Raw genomic sequence first — 19,057 nt, 5'->3', positions numbered from 1 at the left:
AGAGTGTAGACATGTATTCACCCTTGGTATTATTTACATATAGCGTTTGCCAATCACATAGAATAGACCCCACCCGCCCGCTAGTGGGGCTACGGTGTAGACACATCTCTGTATAAAATCAAAATCATCGTAGATCCCCCTAAATCCCCTAAAAAAGGGGACTTTGAGAGGTATTCTGCCCCCTTTTTCTTGGCGTTCGCCCTACAGCCCTGCGGGCATCCTACGGCGGGTGTGGCGTATAGCCCTAGCCCTTTCAGGGCGGCTGCGCCTACGGGCATTCCAGAAAGGCGTTCGCCTTTGGCGTGTGCGAAGCACTCAGCCTGCCAACGGCATAGCCTCAGCCGCTCTGTTCACCGTAGGTGTTCCCGCAGGGTAAGAGGTAGGGGGTTGGGGGATCGAAAAGCCTGGGAGGCAACTCCAAAAGACTTGTGTGTACACCGTAGGCTAGCGGGGAGGGTACTCAAAGAGAAGCTGCTACGCGTCTATTGGGAGGGGTGCTTCTGTACTTCATCAGAGTCGAAAAGGCTATAAGTATCATTTCGAGTCCTTCCCACATCGCAATATCTAGGATAATTATGCAACTTCAGTATCTAGATACAGGAAAATTAAAAGTCAAAACAACATCTGCTATATTTTGGGTAACTCTTTTACTAGGTAATAGCATATCAATAATTGCTTTGATATTAACCATAGGAGAAGCGAGAATAAATTGTCAGAGGTTAGAACAAAAACAAGGAAATTGTCAACTTGTGCGTTCATCTTTGATAATTCATGAAAAACAAAACTTTAAATTATCTGATTTAAAAACTGCCGAAGTAATTAGATCGAATCAGCCTGATCAAGAAACAGGAAATTATAATTATGGGGTAGCTTTGCGGTTGTGGAAAACTCAGGATCCTTTGAGCAAATTCAGTTTTGATAATGATATTAAAATCCCTTTTACTCTATTTTTAGTAGGTAGTTTCAGCGCTCAATCTGAGATGGACGAGATCGCTAATCAAATAAATCAATTTATTGCTAACCCTGAAGTAAAAACAATAGATATTCGCAATAGAGTGACAGATAGTGTTTTGCCAGTAATTACTGGATGGTTTATTCTGACTTTAATTTTTGCTACGATCTTTGGAAATGAATGCTATTCCAACTGTGTGTTTGATCGTAATCGTAATTACTTTACACTAACTCGGAAGCGATGGTTACGCATTTACGATGTAGTGGAGCATTCTCTAGATGAAATTATCGCAATTGACATTGAAACAAGTGATAGTGGCATGGGAAATGTACACAGAATCAATATTAAATTGAATTCTGGAGAAAATATTGCCCTAACACAGGGGTGGTATTCTAGCGATTACCATCAAACAGTTGTTTCTATTCAGCAATTTCTCAATTTGAGTCATTAGTATAGATTATAAAGTTTTTATTTTTGCTAAGATTTTCTGGTTAGCAATAATATCGAGTTTGGTTCACAATTTAGGTATCTTTGCCATTTGAAATACTGTTTCTGCGGGAAACTCCAATCCCAGAAATATCGAATCTACAAGTAACTCATCCCCCATATAAGTTTGTGGGGCTGCATCGGGATAAAATACTGTAATGCTTCTAGCTTGACTATCTACCACCCAAACCCTCGATACTCCAGCATTTAAATAGTCTTTGGCTTTGGCAATCATTTGCCCAAAGGTTTGTCCGGGTGAGATAATTTCAATTACTAAGTCGGGAGGAACAGGACATGCGGTGTTTTCATCCCAATTGGCTGGTAAACGCCCGTGGGAAATATATAAAAGATCTGGTGTTGGAACCCAATCTCGTTTTTGGCGGGTTAGTTTAATAGACCATTCTGGACATACTTCCCCCCTTTCTTGGCTCCATTCTTCAATAATCTTAATGAATGTGCGGGTAAGTTTAGAGTGATGAAATTTTGGAGACATCTTTGGAAATATTTTACCATCGACGAGTTCGTAAGTGGTATCTCCTTCACCTGGGGGAAGGTTGAGGAACTCTTCCAAAGTCATTTGATTTTGGGTTTGTAAAATCATGATGCATCAATAGACAGTGTAAATTCGACCGATTGACATCCTTATTCTAAGGTTTCTCCAACTTTATGATGCACCAGGTTGAGCTAGGATAAAGAATATGGGTGAAAATTTTCCGCTTCAGTAAATTATTTACCCATTTATCAACTAAACTAACTTGGTACACTTGTTACTTTCCTCTTCATATAGATACAGCGCCGATGGTTCACATAAAGCGTGTTGAACTGACTAATTTCAAATCCTTCGGTGGTACAACTTCGGTACCTTTACTACCGGGGTTCACTGTTGTGTCTGGTCCCAACGGTTCGGGAAAATCAAATATTCTGGATGCTTTGTTGTTTTGTTTGGGTTTGTCCAATTCTAAGGGGATGCGTGCTGATAGACTCCCGGATTTGGTGAATACTACCCAAATTAGTAAGGGACGGGCAACGGTGGAAGCGAGTGTCACCGTGACGTTTGATTTGTCCGATCATAAACCAGATGAGATATTTGAGGAAGATTTGGTTGTGACGGTGGTGGAAGATGATTTTTTGGCTGATGAGGTGCCAGAAAAGGAAGAAGAAGCGGAACTTAATCCGGATGATTTGACAAGGAAGGAAAAAATTCGCCCCAAACCAGGGGAAGATTGGTGTGTGACGCGACGGTTAAGGGTGACGAAGCAGGGTACCTACACATCAAATTACTATATTAATGGGATTCCTTCCACAGCAACAGAGTTGCATGAGGAGTTGGAAATTCTGCGGGTGCATCCGGATGGATATAATGTGGTTCTCCAAGGGGATGTCACCAGTATTATCTCAATGAAGGGTCAAGAACGTCGAGAAATTATTGATGAATTGGCTGGGGTGGGGGCTTTTGATCGGAAAATTATTCAGGCAAAGGGGACTTTAGAGGAAGTTAAGGAAAAGGAAGACAGTTGTCGGATTATTGAATCGGAGTTGGTGACACAATGCGATCGCTTATCGCAAGATAAGGCTAAGGCTGAGAAGTACCAAAAGCTGCGGGTGGAGTTTTTGGAGAAGCAGAAGTGGGAAGCTGTGTTGTCTTGGCGAACTTTGCAAAGTAATCAGGAAAGGTTACACAATCAGATTCAAGCTGGTGAATTGCAAGGGAAGGATTTGGAAGCACAACTTCTCAGGGTGAATCAGGAGATTACTGAGAAGAATATTGAATTGGAGAAACTCAATGCCCATTTGAAGGCTTTGGGGGATGAGCAGGTTTTAGCAACTCAGTCGCTTTTGGCAAATCAAGAGGCTGAGAAGAAACAATTACAGCGGCAGTTGGGGGAGTTGGAAGCTGCCAAAAGGGAAATTACTCAGAAATTGGAAAATTCCCAAAGGGAGATTCAGCAACAGCAACAGCATCTCCAAGAAATTGGTGGGGCGAAAATAGTTGAAAGTGAGTCAATTACCTATTGTCAGCAACAACGCGATCGCGTGCAACAGGAATTGGAGCTTTCCCGTCAAGCGGCTACGGAAATTGCCACTGCTTCGGAGGCTTGGGTACAGCAACAAACGGCGCTAAATCGGCAAATTGAGGTGGTTTTACAGACTTTGGAACCCCAACGCACTGAACAGGCGCAGCTACAGGAACGCTATAGTCAGTTGCAGGAGCAAATTCACGAACAATCTGAGTTATTACAAAGCTTAGAGCCGGAGTTGGCAGAAAAATCCACAGATCTATCCAGTCTCCAAAGCAATTTTACCACTTCCAGTACTCCAATTCAAGATTTAGCTGAAAATCTCGCCGCCACTGAACAGGAATTACAGCTTCAACAGGAAACCCAAAAAAGGTTAAGCAACGAACAGCGAGAAAAGCAACGCCAACTAGATAAATTGGAGGCGCAAACCCAAGCACAGCAGGAAGCACAGGGAACCCAAGCTAGTAAGGTAATTCTGCAATCGGGACTTCCAGGTGTCTGTGGGTTGGTGGCAGAATTAGGACGGGTAGAACCCCGCTACCAATTAGCTTTGGAAATCTCCGCTGGTGCGCGTTTGGGTCATATTGTGGTGGAAGATGACGGCATTGGGGCAGCGGGAATCGAGTTACTCAAACAAAGACGTGCCGGAAGGGCGACTTTTTTACCTTTGAATAAAATCCAGGGGCAACGATTACCGTCTTTGGGAGATTTGCGAAATGCCAACGGGTTTATTGATTTTGCGGTGAACTTAATTGAAACTGAACCCCGCTATCAAGATGTATTTGCCTATGTTTTTGGAAATACGGTGGTATTTGAGAGTTTGCAGCTAGCCAGAAACCACTTGGGAAGATACAGAATTATTACCCTTGATGGTGAACTTTTGGAAACAAGTGGCGCAATGACAGGTGGTAGTATAGGAGCGCGATCGCAATTACGCTTCGGCAAGCCAGAAACTGGGGAATCTGAGGAAATTAAAGCCATTAAAAACCGCTTGGTGGAGATTGATGCAGTTTTAGGCAGATGTAATCAAGTAATTGCCAATTTAACCGTGAAAGTGAAGGAATATTCACTGCAATTAACTGAAAGTCGTCAAGGAAGAAGGGAATCTCAACTCCGACTAGAACAGTTACAGAAGGATGTCAAAGCCCTAACCCATCAAGTTGAAACCACGAAAAATCAACTTACTCAAAACCAAGAAAAATTTACCACCGCCCAATCTCGCTTGGAAGTGCTTTCAGGGGAATTACCCAGCCAAGAGCAGCAATTATCACAACTTCGTCAAACCCTAGCAGAGTTGGAAGCCTCCCAAACCCCCAGCGAGTGGCAACAAATCCAAGCAACCATCAAAAATAACGAGCAACAATTAAAACAGCGAGAAACGGCACTGCGGGAAGCTGAACAACGCTTAGTCAACTTGGAAACCCAGCAACAACGACTCCAAGAACGTATCCAAGCAGCCGAAACCAGAATTATCGAATATCAACAAAACCAAACCACAACCAGAGAAGGTATATCTAGAGTTTCCGCCGAAATCACCACCTTAACTGCTCAAATTGCCCAAACTCGCGCCGAATTAACCGAGATGGAAGCCAAATTAGGAGCAGAAAAACACCAAAGAGATACCCTTGAAGCCGAAATGCGATCGCATTTACTCAAGCAGCAACAATTAGAGTGGGAAATCCAAAAAATTCAAGAAAGTATCATCACCAAAAGGGAAGAACTCAGCAATATCCAAACCCAATTACGCAGCGTTTCCCAAGAACTTCCCTCACCCTTACCTGAAGTCCCCGACAAAGTAGACTTAGAAGAACTCCAAAAGGAACTCCGTAGCCTCACCAAACGGATGCAAGCTATGGAACCAGTCAACATGCTAGCCTTGGAGCAATATGAACGTACCCAAAACCGTCTCCAAGAACTCACCCAAAAACTAGGAACCCTGGAAGGTGAGCGTACTGAGTTACTATTAAGAATTGAAAACTTTACCACCCTGCGACAACGAGCCTTTAAAGAAGCCTTCGACGCAGTGAACGAAAACTTCCAAAGCATCTTTGCCACCCTTTCCGACGGTGACGGCTACCTCCAACTAGATCACCCTGAAGATCCCTTTATTAGTAGTTTAAATTTGGTGGCACACCCCAAAGGTAAACCAGTTCAAAGACTAGCATCCATGTCAGGGGGAGAAAAATCACTCACAGCACTCAGCTTTATCTTTGCCCTGCAAAAGTTCCGTCCCTCACCCTTCTACGCTTTCGACGAAGTAGATATGTTCCTTGATGGGGCAAACGTCGAAAGATTGTCTAAAATGGTGAAGCAACAAGCACAGCAAGCCCAATTTATAGTTGTGAGTTTGCGCCGCCCAATGATAGAATCAGCCGAACGCACAATCGGTGTTACCCAAGCAAGAGGTGCCTACACCCAAGTTTTGGGAATCAAATTAAAAACCGATACAACGTCGGCTTGAAATTTTGTTAATAATAGTGTATAGATTAACCGGATTCGAGATCGGGACTCGGTATTATAATGACTTCAGAACAAGCAATTAGACGCTCAGATATTTTAAACACTCAAGTTGTCACCAGCGATGCTAGGCGATTAGGAATCGTTAGTCAGGTTTGGGTTGACGTAGATCAACGTGAAGTAGTAGCGCTTGGCTTGCGAGATAGCCTGATCTCCGTTTCTAGTATCCCCCGCTATATGTACCTAAATAGCATCGAAAAAATCGGTGATGTCATCCTCGTGGAAAACGAAGATGTCATCGAAGATATTGAGGTGGATTTACTCAGCAACTTAATTAACTGGGAAGTAATCACCGAAACTGGTGAAGTTTTGGGGAAAGTACGCGGTTTTAAATTCAACGGTGAAAGCGGCAAAATTTACTCCATTGTTATTGCTTCCCTGGGATTACCCCAAATCCCCGAACAGGTATTAAGTACCTACGAACTTTCTATCGATGAAATCGTCAGCACCGGACCAAATCGGTTGATAGTATTTGAAGGTGCCGAAGAGCGAGTTGAACAACTCTCAGTAGGATTACTTGAACGACTTGGTATCGGTAGAGCACCATGGAGCCGGGATGAAGATGGTGATTACTATTCCACCCCCAAAGCCATCTCAGCTAGTAATCAGTTACCTAGTGGTGTTCCCTTAGAAGCACCAAAAGTGAAAATGCCCGCCCGGCAACCTGTAGCAGAACCAGTGTGGGATGAAGATTACTATGAAGATGAAGCCCCCCGCCGTCAGGTGATGGAAGCCCGTCCAGAACAACCAATTCGTTACCAAGATGATGATGACGATGAAGAAGATAACTGGAGCGAAGCCACCGACAAAGATAGGTATAATCAAATACCTCAATATGAAACATCAGTATATGGGAGAGATAACTATTCTCCCACAGATGACTTAGACAAAGATGCTTGGGATGACGATGATGCACCAAAACCCATCAATATTCCCAACAAAGTCAAAGAGAAACAACCAGAATACGAAGAATAAGGATATTACAAATAAGTAATGAGTAATGGGCAATAAGTAATAAGTCTGTTTTGTAACGGGGATTTAACTCCGACAGAAAACACCGCAAAGTTAAGTGGGGGCATAGCCCCCACTTAACTTTGTAAGGATGCTACTTGCTAGTTGCACGGGAATTGGATCCCCAATGTTGTTACCCATATTCCGCACCCTAAAGTGTCATAAATGCGATCGCTATTGAGGACTAACCTTGAATAATGCGTGGTGTTCGCTGCAGGACACTAGATCCGTGAAGTCAGGGATCTAAATTGACCTGTATTGCGTGTAAACCTATTCCTTTAGATAGGGAATTCCGAGAGTTTGTTAATATACTGTGGATTGGATTTGAGAAATTCACAATGCGATTCAAAATTCATCAAACGCTAATTGCGTTTTTATTCATCGGTTCTCTACTATTAAGTGGATGTTCCGCAGTAACTAATGCGAGTGAGAGAGCTTCTGGAATGAACGATTTACCAAAACTTGAAGGCAAAGCTACAGTTGTCATGACTGTAAATGGTTCACCCATCACCATCGAGGTTGATGGAACTAATGCACCAATTTCGGCAGGTAATTTTGTGGATTTGGTGCAAAGGGGTGTATATGATGGGGTGTCTTTCCATCGTGTGATTGGACCCCAAAGTAATCCACCAGAGAATCCCTTTGTTGCTCAAGGTGGAGATCCTCAAAGTAAAGATCCCAAAGTTCCACCCCAAGCGTTGGGTAGTGGAAGTTTTGTGAATCCAAAAACCGGTAAAGCTCGCTATGTTCCTTTGGAGATTAAAGCCAAGGGTGCTAGTGAACCAACTTATAGTAAAACTATCAAAGAAGCTCCAGAATTGCCCCACAAACGCGGTGTAATTGCCATGGCAAGATCCCAAGCACCTGATTCTGCTTCAGCCCAATTTTACTTTGCGTTGGCTGATTTACAGTTCCTTGATGGCAGCTATGCGGTTTTTGGAAAGGTGACTTCGGGAATGGACGAAGTTGTTGACAAAATCAAGCAAGGCGATCGCGTAGAATCAGCAAAGGTGACTGAAGGTGCAGAAAACCTGAAGAATGGCGGAAATTAGATAAAAGGTTAGGAGTTATGAGGGAGGAGTTTTTTTAAGCTGAGGAAGCCGAAGCTGCGACTTGGCTAAGCTTACTCCTAATTCATAACTTTTAACTTTGGTTTGTATGATTCAGGTTGTTGTGACTGGTATTGGTTTTGTTTCCTGCCTCGGTAATAATCTTCAAGATAGTTGGAAACAATTGATTGCAGGGAAGTCTGGAATCAAGTTACATCAGCCTTTCCCCCAATTAGCGCCTCGTCCTTTGGGAATGATTGGATATGAACCAGCAGATGTAAAAAAAATCACTTGGCAGGTTGTCGCATCTGCTCTCCAAGATGCGGGATTAAGTGAACCTCTAGAAGATTGTGGGGTGGTAATTGGTTCTAGTCGAGGTTTCCAAGGTGTTTGGGAACAAATGGCGCAGGGGATTCAAAGTCAGGAAGAATGGATGAATCACCTTCCCCATATGAATGCGATCGCATCTGCGCGACAAATAGGATCAACTGGGATAGTATTGGCTCCAATGGCTGCATGTGCAACGGGAATTTGGTCACTTTTTCAGGCATTTTCCTTAATTAATAGTGGACAATGCGAATATGCGATCGCTGGTGCGGTGGAAGCACCAATTACACCTCTAACTATTACCGGATTTCAACAAATGGGTGCTTTAGCCAAAACGGGTGCATACCCTTTTGATCAACACCGTGAAGGTTTAGTATTGGGTGAGGGTGGAGCAGTATTTGTTCTAGAATCGAAAACAGCAGCAATCCGCAGAGGTGCCAATATTTACGGTGAAATTCTCGGTTTTGGTTTAACTGCGGATGCACATCACCCCAATTCACCGGAACCGAGTGGAAAAAGCGCCGAATCTGCCATTAAGCAATGTTTACAACGCAGTCAAATCAGCTTTTCTGATATTGATGCCATTCATGCCCACGGAACTGGTACTGTGTTAAATGATCAGTTTGAGAGTTTATTAATACAGAAGTTATTTCCTGAATCTGTTCCTATAATCTCAACAAAAGGCGCTACAGGACATACAATTGGAGCATCTGGGGCTTTAAGTGTAGCTTTTTCATTGATGGCATTAAAGCAACAAATATTACCATCTTGTGTAGGCTTGAAGGAGCCAGAATTCAGTTTAAATTTTGTCAGAGAGAATCTTGAAACCAGAATTAATCAAATGATGTGTTTTAGTTTTGGTTTTGGTGGACAAAATGCAGTGGTTACACTGGGAAAAGCCTAAATCGCATCAAAACTTAGATGCACAGTAGCTTCCCATATAGTAGCCTGCGGTAAGTGAAATCTTTATAGGCTGCGGAGGCAGCCTTTGTTTCTATAGCGCACCCTTCCAGGGTGTCGGGAACATAAAAATCACTACAGCCGTAATGTAAGATAGTATTTTTGCAACACTGCTCAAAATAACCACTGAGATAATCCCTCATGCCAAGTTCTGCACCCTATCAACCTTTGTTGTTAAAAATTCTTCATGCTGTTAGCGGAATTTTAGCGATCGCTGCCATGATCACAGGCTTTTTAGTCTACAATACCTTCGATGGTAGATTCGGGAAGCTACCAATCCCTTCGGTTGACTCAATTATCGATGTTCATGGAACATTTGCAGTCTTTTTCTTTGTTATTTTCCCAGTGTTTGCTCTCTATAGCTTTCATGCAGGCAATAAAAGACTGCTACAAAAAGATTCCTTCCAAAAGCTAACTGAGATTAATAAACCAATTTGGTGGGTTAGTTTACAAAGAATTGCGAATACGCTGATGCTAATATCTGGAGCTTTGGCAGTGTTGTCTGGCAGAATGATGAAAGAAGAATGGTTGCCTACAGGACAGTTAAATCACACTTGGTACTACCTGCATCTAACTGCTTGGGTGGTAATAGTTTGCTGTTTGGCAATTCACATTTTAATGTCTAGCAAAGTGGGTGGTTTACAGTTATTAATTTCCATCTTTTCGGGGAAAATACGTCCAGAAGATAGTCCGCAAAAATGGTCTACCCGTTTGCGTAATTGGTTCAGTAATTCATCAGTTAATTTTGCTGGAGGAATCAATCACTCCCTCCACAATAATCTTCCTCTGACGGTTGCTGAGATAATTGTGCTGGTGGGAATTGTTGCCGCACTAATTTTACCGCTAGTGATTTCTAATTAAAACAAGTAATAAGTAACAAGTAATAAGTCCGTTTTGCAGATTCTCAAAGACAGGCAGGATGTCCATCCCACAAAATTAGGTAATTTATTTTTTGGTGATCCCCTAATTAGCGTCAATGAGGGCAGTAGCCTGTTTTTTGGAAGAAACTTGAATACGAAAGCAAAAACTTTTCGCCATAAAAAGCAAGCAGTGTATAAAAATACTATTTATTAGGTATAATTGCACTCACATGACGAGAAAGCACCTCAGCAATTGTGATTGCCATATATCCAGGAAGCTTTGACCCGGTAACGCTAGGACACCTTGACCTAATTCAACGTGGTGCCAAGCTATTTGAAAGGATAATTGTCGCTGTTTTGCGAAATCCTAACAAAACACCTTTGTTTACAGTTGAACAACGACTTGAGCAAATTCGCTACTCAACAAAGCATTTATCTAATGTGGAGGTAGATAGCTTTGATGGACTAACGGTGAATTATGCTCATATCCGCCAAGCACAGGTTCTCTTGCGGGGGTTGCGGGCAATTTCCGACTTTGAAATAGAATTGTCGATGGCACACACCAACAAAACGCTTTCCACTGAAATCGAAACAGTTTTTCTTGCCACGTCTAACGAGTATAGTTTTTTAAGTAGTAGTGTGGTAAAAGAGATTGCAAGATTTGGTGGTGCGATTAATCATCTTGTACCTCCCCACGTTGCCCTAGATATATACCAATGCTACGCACACAATTATCCGATATCGAATCAGAACACAAAGGAAATGGAAACAACTCCCCATCCCCAGGGGACAATGGAGTTTCCAGAACAGATACAACCGGAATTAGAGCCATAGATGTTGAGCAGGAACTAAATCGTCTGGAGGAGATGATACTTTCTAGCTTTCGGATTCCACTAACTGGCAAAACTTTAATTGATGAGGAGAAATTGCTAGAACAACTAGATTTAATCCGTGTATCTTTACCCGATGCGTTTAATCACGCGATCGCTATTATCGAGCAAAAGCAGGAAATCCTTCTCGAAGCTGAAGAATACGGACAGCAAATAGTTGATGCAGCACAGGCTAAACGTGTCCAAATCCTAGATGAAAATGACATTATTCTTCAAGCAGATAAAGAAGCACAACAGATACGTCGCCAAACTCAATTAGAATGTGAAGCGATGATGAAAGAAACTCTCACCGAAATTGATCTCAAACGCCGTCACTGCCAAGAAGAATTAGAAGAAATGCGAAGCCAAGCCATTGCCCAAGCACAGCAAATTGAGCAAGGTGCAGATGAATATGCTGATGGTGTTTTAGACAACATTGAAACAGATTTAAGTCAAATTCTAAACATAATTCGTAATGGTAGGCAACAACTGAACCCTAGTAATTCTCCCCAAGGGAAAAAGCGAAAATAGTATCAGTAAAATCAAGCGGAAAAAGCGGAAAAAATCTCTTATGAATCTTCTCACGCGGTCATAGCATGAGCAATAACTCCATACTTTAAGCCCAACTCATACAATGCATTTACAGTTGTATCGATCTGTTCCTTCGTATGTGCCACACTCAAGATAAATCTAATTCTGCCTTCATGGGGTTTGACACCTGGGTAAACAATTGACACAGAGAAAATACCACGAGCATATAACTCTTTGTTAAATGCCATTAGTTTTTCTACATCTGGTATAAACACAGGAATAATCGGACTTTGGCTTGTACCTAAATCAAACCCCAAAGATGTCAGACAACGGCGCATATACTGATTTTTCTCGTGAAGTAATTCTATTAATTGTGGATTTTGTTCAATTTCCTCCAACGACGCTAAAATTGCTGTGGCATCACCAGGTGTCAAACATGCTTGGAAAGTGTATGTACTAGCGCGCCAATGCAATAAGGGAATATACTTCGATTTCATCGCAACAAATCCCCCGATAGATGAGGTTGCTTTGGATAGAGTTGCAGCAATAAAATCAACGTCATCTACAAGTCCAAGATGTGAGCAATAGCCAGATCCATTTTTACCGTAAATCCCGAAGGTATGCGCCTCATCAACATAAATGAAAAATTTATATTTTTGCTTCAATGCGACTATTTCCCTTAGGGGTGCTAAGTCACCACTCATGGAATAAGCTGATTCTATAACTACAAAAATATTTTCATATTTATCTTGATACTTGTTTAATTTGCTTTCCAAATCTCCAACGTTGTTATGCTTAAATGTCATCCATTTATTACCAGACAACTTAACACCATCAATAATCGATGCGTGACTTTCACGATCAAAAATGATTAAATCATGTTTTCCTGGCAAAGCTGACAAACATCCTAAATTTGTTGTAAAGCCAGTAGGAAAAAGTAAAACACCTTCTTTACCAATCAGATGTTGCAGTTTGTCTTCAACTCGCTTGTGGATAATGGACATTCCTCCAGACATAGCTGATGTTCCGGAACCTGTACCAAACTCCCGTACAGCGAGACATACCTTATCAATTACATTCTGATTTCTATTTAATCCTAGGTAATGATTGATACACCACAAAATACATTCTTCTCCGCTATTAACCAAGGTTGAGGCAACTGTGGCTGTGGAATCACTTCCAGTCAATGTATAGCGCCCGTTGGAATACAAACCCAAGTCTACCTGTCGCAAGTAATGCTCATACAGGTAATCAGATAGTTCCTCTATATTAGTTATTCCTTCGCTTTCCAACTGCTTCATGTAGCTAAGGATAGGTGTCGAAATTTTAGTTTGCATATGGCTTTTATTCCACATATTTATGAACAATGATTTGTATCATAGGAATTGCGAATAAAAATTTGATCATTACATTACCAAACAAATTAATAATGCTGAAAAATAATTTATCTGCACCCTTTCGTTTTATTTACAGTAAATCATCAAAATAATCAAAACGATAAGCCAGAAAATACGTAATTTTCCTTAAAGGAAATTTAAACGCCATCAAGCAAATAAATACCTATTTATAAAGTTAAGAATAAACTCCTAGAAAACATAAGATTATCTGTTGAATATTCATCAGTAATGTAAAAAAATACTCATACTCAGATAAAAATTACAAGGATAACTTAAAGTTATTATGATTAATAGATTGCTTTTAAGTACATAATATGAAGTCTACGTAAGTTCATAATTTGTATTACTTTGTGAATACAAACAAATAATACCCAGGTGTTATAAATTGACTTCAAATGGGAACAATTACTACACAGACTAAATATATTCAGTGGTGTGAGTTAATAATCACTATGAACATTTATCTTCCTGGCTATGAAATTAATGAGCAAATCTATTCAGGGTCAAAAACCCTGGTTTGCCGCGCGATGCGTGAATCAGATGGGAAGTGCGTCATCGTAAAACTGATGCGGAATGAATATCCGAGTTTTAGCGAGCTAGTTCAGTTCCGCAATCAATTTATCATTTCCAAAAATTTAGATATTGATGGAGTTGTGCGTCCCTTATCGTTGGAGACCTACAATACCTTTTATGCTTTAGTCATGGAAGACTTTGGCGGAATCTCATTAGATGAGTATTTTCATGAATCTAAGCCTAAAGAACTCCATGAGTTTTTTGATGTTGCCATTCAAGTAGTTGTCGCATTAGATGCTTTACATCGCTGCCGCATTATTCATAAAGATATTAAACCCGCAAACATCTTAATTAACCCCGATACCAAGCAGGTTAAATTAATTGACTTCAGTATCGCTTCAGTACTTCCACGAGAGACGCAACAGTTAAAAAATCCCAACACTTTAGAAGGGACGCTTGCGTATATTTCCCCAGAACAAACGGGAAGAATGAATCGCGGAATTGATTACCGCACAGATTTTTACTCCTTGGGTGTGACTTTTTATCGGCTGTTGACACAGCAGTTGCCCTTCATCACTAAAGATCCAATGGAGTTGCTGCACTGCCATATTGCCCAAAAAGCAGAAAATGTAACTAGTATTAATCCTGATATTCCTAAGCAACTTGCAGCTATTGTCAGTAAATTGATGGCAAAAAATGCTGAAGAACGCTATCAAAGTGCATTAGGCTTAAAATATGATTTAGAGCGATGTCAAAAATATTGGCATCAACAGCGGGATATACCGGCTTTTTTATTAGGGCAGCGGGATTTATGCGATCGCTTTATTATCCCAGAGAAGCTTTACGGTCGGGAAGATGAAATCAAACAACTACTAACAGCTTTTGAACGTGTTAGCCATGGTGACACCGAAGTCATGTTATTGGCTGGGTTGTCGGGAATTGGTAAAACCGCAGTTGTTAATGAAGTTCATAAACCAATTGTCCGTCAACGCGGGTACTTTATTAGGGGTAAATATGACCAATTCCAGCGTCATATCCCATTTTCGGCATTTGTACAGTCATTTCGTGATTTGATGGGTCAGCTATTAAGCGAAAGTGACACTCTTCTTCAATATTGGCGAAGTACAATCATAGAGGTATTAGGTGAAAATGCTGAAGTTATCATTGATGTCATACCTGAATTGGAAGGTATTATTGGTAAACAACCTGCCGTCGTAGAGTTGGAAGGAACCGCATCCCAAAACCGCTTTAATTTACTATTTAAAAACTTTATTAAGATCTTTGCCACATCAGAACACCCCCTAGTTATTTTCTTAGATGATTTACAGTGGGCTGATTCTGCATCATTAAAGTTGATGCAAATGTTGGCATCAGAAACCGATAGCGGACATATATTAATTATTGGTGCTTATCGTGACAATGAAGTTTCCGCTACTCACCCGCTACTCTTAACACTTAAACAAATTCGTTTGTCTGGTACGGTCGTTAACGAAGTAGCGATCGCACCCTTAGAGATCGAACATATTAATAACTTAGTTGCAGATACCCTCAATTGCTCCGAAATAGTTGCATTGCCACTGGCACAATTAATTTATCAAAAAACTAAGGGAAATCCATTTTTCTGTACGCAATTCATGAAAGTTTTGTATGAAGAAGGATTATTGATTTTTGACTTAGATTCTCGTTCTTGGGAATGTAATATTTCTGCAGTTCGAGAACGGGCATTAACTAATGATGTAGTTGAATTAATCACCCAAATTTTACAAAAATTACCTGCATCAACACAAAAAGTATTGCAGTTTGCAGCTTGTATCGGTAACGAATTCGATTTAAATAGTTTATCAATAGTTTTAGAGAAAAATTATACAGATACAGCTACAGACTTGTGGAAGGCATTACAGGAAGAATTGATCCTGCCAAAAAATGAAACATATAAATTCTTCCACTCAGATTCTAAAAATATTTCTAGTCAATCTGAGCCGATCAAAATTGATGAAACCCAAATCAAAATCAGATACAAGTTTTTGCATGACCGAGTACAACAAGCTGCCTATGCTTTAATCCCTGAAACGCAAAAACAGGAAACACATTTAAAAATTGGTAGATTGCTATTAGAAAAATCATCGGAAACAGAACGAGAAGAAAATATTTTTGATATTGTTAATCATTTAAATACAGGTATTAAACTCATTGAAATTTTAGCGGAGCGTCAAGTTATTTGTGAACTTAATTTATTTGCCGCTAAAAAAGCAAAAGCTGCAACTGCCTATATGGCTGCACAACAGTATTTAGATATGGGCATAAATTTACTCAGATCAAATTGCTGGGAAGAACAGTATGAGTTTACATATTCATTGTACAGAGAAAAAATAGAAATTGAATATTTAAATGGCAACTTTGATAACAGCGAAGAACTTACTTATCAAATTTTAAAGAAAGTAAGATCCAATGCGGAAAAATGCGATATTTTAAATACTTTAATCATTCAATATACCCTCAATTATAAATTCATTGAAAGTATTAAAATTGGCAGAGATGCATTGAAGCTTTTAGATATAAACTTACCAGAAGATAACTTCTATGAAGAATTGCAAGCAGAATATACAGAAGTTAATCAATTAACTTCACAGCGAAAAGTTTCCAGTTTGATTAATTTACCCGTGATGGAATCACAGGAAAAAATTATTGCTGCCAGATTACTGATGAATCTAGATTCTGTTGCTTATATTGGGATGCCGCAACTTTTCCCAATTGTTGCTCTGAAACTAGTAAAATTATCACTACAGTATGGAAATACTCCTGAATCTGCCCGTGGTTACTCTGATTATGGAGTTTTACTAGGTTCAATTTTCCAAAACTATCAAGCCGGTTATGAATTTGGCACACTGGCAATTAATTTAAGTAACTTTTTTAATACTCCAGCGTTGAAATGTCGAACCTATTTCGTATTTGCTAGTTTCATCAATCATTGGTATAAACACGTCCGCTTTTCTAACCCGATTAATGATGATGCTTACCGCTACGGCTTAGAATCTGGAGAATTTCAAAATTCTGGCTACTCACTTTGGGGTAAAACATTAAACCTCTTTTGTCAGGGTGCCAATTTAAATGATATGTTACAGGATTTTTCGGGATTCGTTGATTTTTCAGAAAAAACTCATAATGTTTCCACAACTGATGCTATAGAATCTATCGAATTGGTAGTCAGAAATTTAGCTGGTTTGACAGGTAGTTATGGTGAATTTTCTACGAGTTACAATAGCGAATTAGAGTATATAAATAGGTGTGAATCACGCAAAAGTTTTCTGGGACTTTGTTCCTATAAAGTAATGAAATGTCAGGTGTTATACATATATGGTGATTGGGAAGCTGCATACGAATATGCTATTGCAGCTAAAGAGATCATCCAATATGTACTAGGATTTTACTGCACCGCAGTCCACAATTTTTATTACTCTCTGACTTTAGTTAATAAGTATGAAAATACCAGTGATGTTAAATTAAAATCTGAGTATTTTGAACAGTTGCAGACAAATCAATTGCAAATGAAGAAATGGGCAGATAGTTGCCCAGAGAATTTCTTACACAAGTATTTGCTAATTGAGGCAGAGATATTTAGGGTTGATGGAAATCATACACAGGCAATGGAAGCATATGATAATGCAATTAATTTAGCCAGAGAAAATCAATATGTAAATGAAGAAGCTTTAGCTGGTGAATTAGCAGCTAAGTTTTATCTGGGATGGCAAAAATCAAAGATTGCTCAAGTTTATTTAACTGATGCTTATTATGCTTATGCACGTTGGGGTGCTAAAGCAAAAGTCAAACATTTGGAACAAAGCTATCCAAAGTTGCTGATATTTGTGAATCAGACCCATGAAGTCACAACAACTGAAACTTTAGTATTAAGTGCAACGCAAACAGGTTCTTCTAGTAGCAGTTTGATGACTTCAGTGTTTGATTTAGCAACTGTGCTTAAAGCATCACAAGCTGTTTCTAGTGAGATTGATCTCAAACGTCTGCTAATGGTACTGATGGAAGTTGCCCTAGAAAATGCTGGTGCTAGTAAGGCAGCATTAGTATTAATCAAGAATGGACAAATGTTTGTTGAAGCTGTATCCCAGAGTATAAAAAGTAACAATACAGTTCACTCTGATTCTTTACCATTAGAAGAAAGCATGGAGGTACCTATTTCGGTACTAAACTATGTCAAGAATTCTAGCAAGTATTTACTGATTGATAATACTACTAAGCATGTGAATTGGCTAAGTGATAATTATATCCAACAGTACCAACCCCAGAGTTTGTTGTGTTTACCGATACGTCGTCAAAGCCAACTAGTGGGATTTTTGTATCTAGAAAACAGAAATACTGCGGGCGTGTTCACAAGCGATCGCATAGAATTATTACAGCTGATTTGTTCACAAGCGGCAATTTCCATCGAAAATGCTCAACTGTATGAACGTTCTCAAGATTACGCAAAGGAATTAGAATCTTCTCTTGCTAATTTGCAAATAACTAAGGAACAGTTAGAAATCTCATTAGAAGATGTTAAGCAAATCCAAATCCAGCTTGTGCAAAGCGAAAAAATGTCTGCTTTAGGTGGTTTAGTAGCTGGTATTGCCCACGAAATTAATAACCCAATTGGTTGTATTAGCGGCAATATTGAACCTGCGGAACAATATATTGAAGATTTGTTTGAAATCATCAATTTATATCAAAGTGAACATCCTGAACCAAGTCAAAAACTGCGCCGTAAAATTGACAAAGCTGATTTAGAATACATTAATGAAGATTTACCGAAATTGCTTGCTTCGATGAAGCAGAGTATCGATAGAATTTATAATATTAGCGTCAGTTTACGAACTTTTTCGAGGTCTGATACTCATAAACCGATTGTTTGTGATATTCATGAGTGTATTGATAGTACTCTACTCATATTAAGGCATCGTCTGAAAGCTTCAGAACTTAGACCCGAAATTGAAGTGATCAAAAATTACGGAGATATAAATCCTTTTGCCTGCTACCCAGGACAAATGAATCAAGTCTTCATGAATTTATTAGCTAATGCTATTGATGCATTGGATGAATCCAGTACCGGGATTAGTTTCGAGCAAATTAAAGCGAATCCTAACGAAATTACTATTACTACTAGCCTTGATAATGATAAAACATCGGTTTTAATTAGTCTTCGAGATAATGGTGCAGGAATACCTGAAGATGTCAAAAACAAAATCTTCGATCACTTATTTACAACTAAAACCATCGGTAAAGGTACAGGTTTAGGTTTAGCAATTGCCCGTCAGATTGTTATCGATAAACATGGAGGTAGCATTCACGTTAATTCTTCAGTTAATCAAGGTGCTGAGTTCGTGATTAGACTGCCATTTATTCGTAATTAGGGATCTGCTGTATAGCCCTTTCGGGCATCCAAGAAACGTGTAGCGCAGCGTTAGCTGAAAAACTGCACAAAGGGAATCTATATGCCACACAGCTTGAATAATACTGGTTTTGGAGGTCAAATCCAAAATTCACCCCACGATTTTCTAGCAAACTACATGGATTTT

The 19,057-nt window shown here is 39.8% G+C and carries 11 protein-coding genes; 9 read left to right on the top strand and 2 right to left on the bottom strand.

The window, feature by feature from the left end; translation table 11 throughout:
• Nucleotides 1-575 precede the first annotated feature (575 nt).
• Nucleotides 576-1,403: a hypothetical protein gene (locus tag CAL6303_RS22440; protein WP_015200122.1), complete on the top strand. Its 828-nt coding sequence runs from the start codon at nt 576-578 to the stop codon at nt 1,401-1,403.
• A gap of 63 nt (nt 1,404-1,466) precedes the next feature.
• On the opposite strand, the gene CAL6303_RS22435 is transcribed toward CAL6303_RS22440, so the two are convergent.
• Nucleotides 1,467-2,039: a Uma2 family endonuclease gene (locus CAL6303_RS22435; RefSeq protein WP_015200121.1), complete on the bottom strand. Its 573-nt coding sequence runs from the start codon at nt 2,037-2,039 to the stop codon at nt 1,467-1,469.
• A 197-nt stretch (nt 2,040-2,236) separates the two neighbouring features.
• On the opposite strand from CAL6303_RS22435, the gene smc reads away from it, so the two are divergent.
• From smc to CAL6303_RS22400, 7 genes are all read left to right on the top strand, one after another.
• Nucleotides 2,237-5,917, top strand: a complete 3,681-nt coding sequence (gene smc / locus CAL6303_RS22430) for a chromosome segregation protein SMC (RefSeq protein WP_015200120.1) — start codon at nt 2,237-2,239, stop codon at nt 5,915-5,917.
• A gap of 59 nt (nt 5,918-5,976) precedes the next feature.
• Nucleotides 5,977-6,948, top strand: a complete 972-nt coding sequence (locus tag CAL6303_RS22425; protein ID WP_015200119.1) for a PRC-barrel domain-containing protein — start codon at nt 5,977-5,979, stop codon at nt 6,946-6,948.
• A gap of 374 nt (nt 6,949-7,322) precedes the next feature.
• On the top strand, nt 7,323-8,036 hold the full coding sequence (locus tag CAL6303_RS22420; protein ID WP_015200118.1) for a peptidylprolyl isomerase: 714 nt from the start codon (nt 7,323-7,325) through the stop codon (nt 8,034-8,036).
• A gap of 106 nt (nt 8,037-8,142) precedes the next feature.
• Complete coding sequence (locus CAL6303_RS22415) at nt 8,143-9,264, top strand: beta-ketoacyl-ACP synthase (RefSeq protein ID WP_015200117.1); 1,122 nt, start codon at nt 8,143-8,145, stop codon at nt 9,262-9,264.
• 197 nt (nt 9,265-9,461) lie between these two features.
• Nucleotides 9,462-10,181 carry a cytochrome b/b6 domain-containing protein gene (locus CAL6303_RS22410; RefSeq protein WP_015200116.1) on the top strand — a complete coding sequence of 240 codons (720 nt, stop codon included), beginning with the start codon at nt 9,462-9,464 and terminating at the stop codon, nt 10,179-10,181.
• Nucleotides 10,182-10,435: 254 nt separating this feature from the next.
• Nucleotides 10,436-11,014 carry a pantetheine-phosphate adenylyltransferase gene (coaD, locus tag CAL6303_RS22405; RefSeq protein WP_015200115.1) on the top strand — a complete coding sequence of 193 codons (579 nt, stop codon included), beginning with the start codon at nt 10,436-10,438 and terminating at the stop codon, nt 11,012-11,014.
• A complete protein-coding gene (locus CAL6303_RS22400) occupies nt 10,897-11,580 on the top strand; it encodes a DivIVA domain-containing protein (RefSeq protein WP_144051075.1) in 684 nt (227 codons plus the stop codon). The genes coaD and CAL6303_RS22400 overlap by 118 nt, the downstream gene beginning before the upstream one ends.
• A 50-nt stretch (nt 11,581-11,630) precedes the next feature.
• Here the strand turns inward: CAL6303_RS22400 and CAL6303_RS22395 are convergent, their stop codons facing one another.
• The gene (locus CAL6303_RS22395; RefSeq protein ID WP_015200113.1) at nt 11,631-12,917 is read right to left on the bottom strand and encodes an aminotransferase class I/II-fold pyridoxal phosphate-dependent enzyme; all 1,287 of its coding nucleotides are present in this window, start codon (nt 12,915-12,917) and stop codon (nt 11,631-11,633) included.
• A 512-nt stretch (nt 12,918-13,429) separates the two neighbouring features.
• Here CAL6303_RS22395 and CAL6303_RS22390 point away from each other — a divergent pair.
• Nucleotides 13,430-18,892, top strand: coding sequence for an ATP-binding sensor histidine kinase (locus tag CAL6303_RS22390; RefSeq protein WP_041740860.1), 5,463 nt, complete (start codon nt 13,430-13,432; stop codon nt 18,890-18,892).
• Nucleotides 18,893-19,057: the final 165 nt, after the last annotated feature.

Source organism: Calothrix sp. PCC 6303 (assembly GCF_000317435.1).
Taxonomy (GTDB): domain Bacteria; phylum Cyanobacteriota; class Cyanobacteriia; order Cyanobacteriales; family Nostocaceae; genus PCC-6303.
The sequence above is the reverse complement of the archived record's forward strand: the minus strand, read 5'-3'. Positions and strand labels throughout refer to the sequence as shown.

Bases quoted from the DNA above. Each gene is read 5' to 3' on its own strand.
- CAL6303_RS22440 (WP_015200122.1), top strand. From the start codon at position 576: ATGCAACTTCAGTATCTAGATACAGGAAAATTAAAAGTCAAAACAACA.
- CAL6303_RS22435 (WP_015200121.1), bottom strand. From the start codon at position 2,039: ATGATTTTACAAACCCAAAATCAAATGACTTTGGAAGAGTTCCTCAAC.
- smc (WP_015200120.1), top strand. From the start codon at position 2,237: ATGGTTCACATAAAGCGTGTTGAACTGACTAATTTCAAATCCTTCGGT.
- CAL6303_RS22425 (WP_015200119.1), top strand. From the start codon at position 5,977: ATGACTTCAGAACAAGCAATTAGACGCTCAGATATTTTAAACACTCAA.
- CAL6303_RS22420 (WP_015200118.1), top strand. From the start codon at position 7,323: ATGCGATTCAAAATTCATCAAACGCTAATTGCGTTTTTATTCATCGGT.
- CAL6303_RS22415 (WP_015200117.1), top strand. From the start codon at position 8,143: ATGATTCAGGTTGTTGTGACTGGTATTGGTTTTGTTTCCTGCCTCGGT.
- CAL6303_RS22410 (WP_015200116.1), top strand. From the start codon at position 9,462: ATGCCAAGTTCTGCACCCTATCAACCTTTGTTGTTAAAAATTCTTCAT.
- CAL6303_RS22400 (WP_144051075.1), top strand. From the start codon at position 10,897: ATGCTACGCACACAATTATCCGATATCGAATCAGAACACAAAGGAAAT.
- CAL6303_RS22395 (WP_015200113.1), bottom strand. From the start codon at position 12,917: ATGCAAACTAAAATTTCGACACCTATCCTTAGCTACATGAAGCAGTTG.
- CAL6303_RS22390 (WP_041740860.1), top strand. From the start codon at position 13,430: ATGAACATTTATCTTCCTGGCTATGAAATTAATGAGCAAATCTATTCA.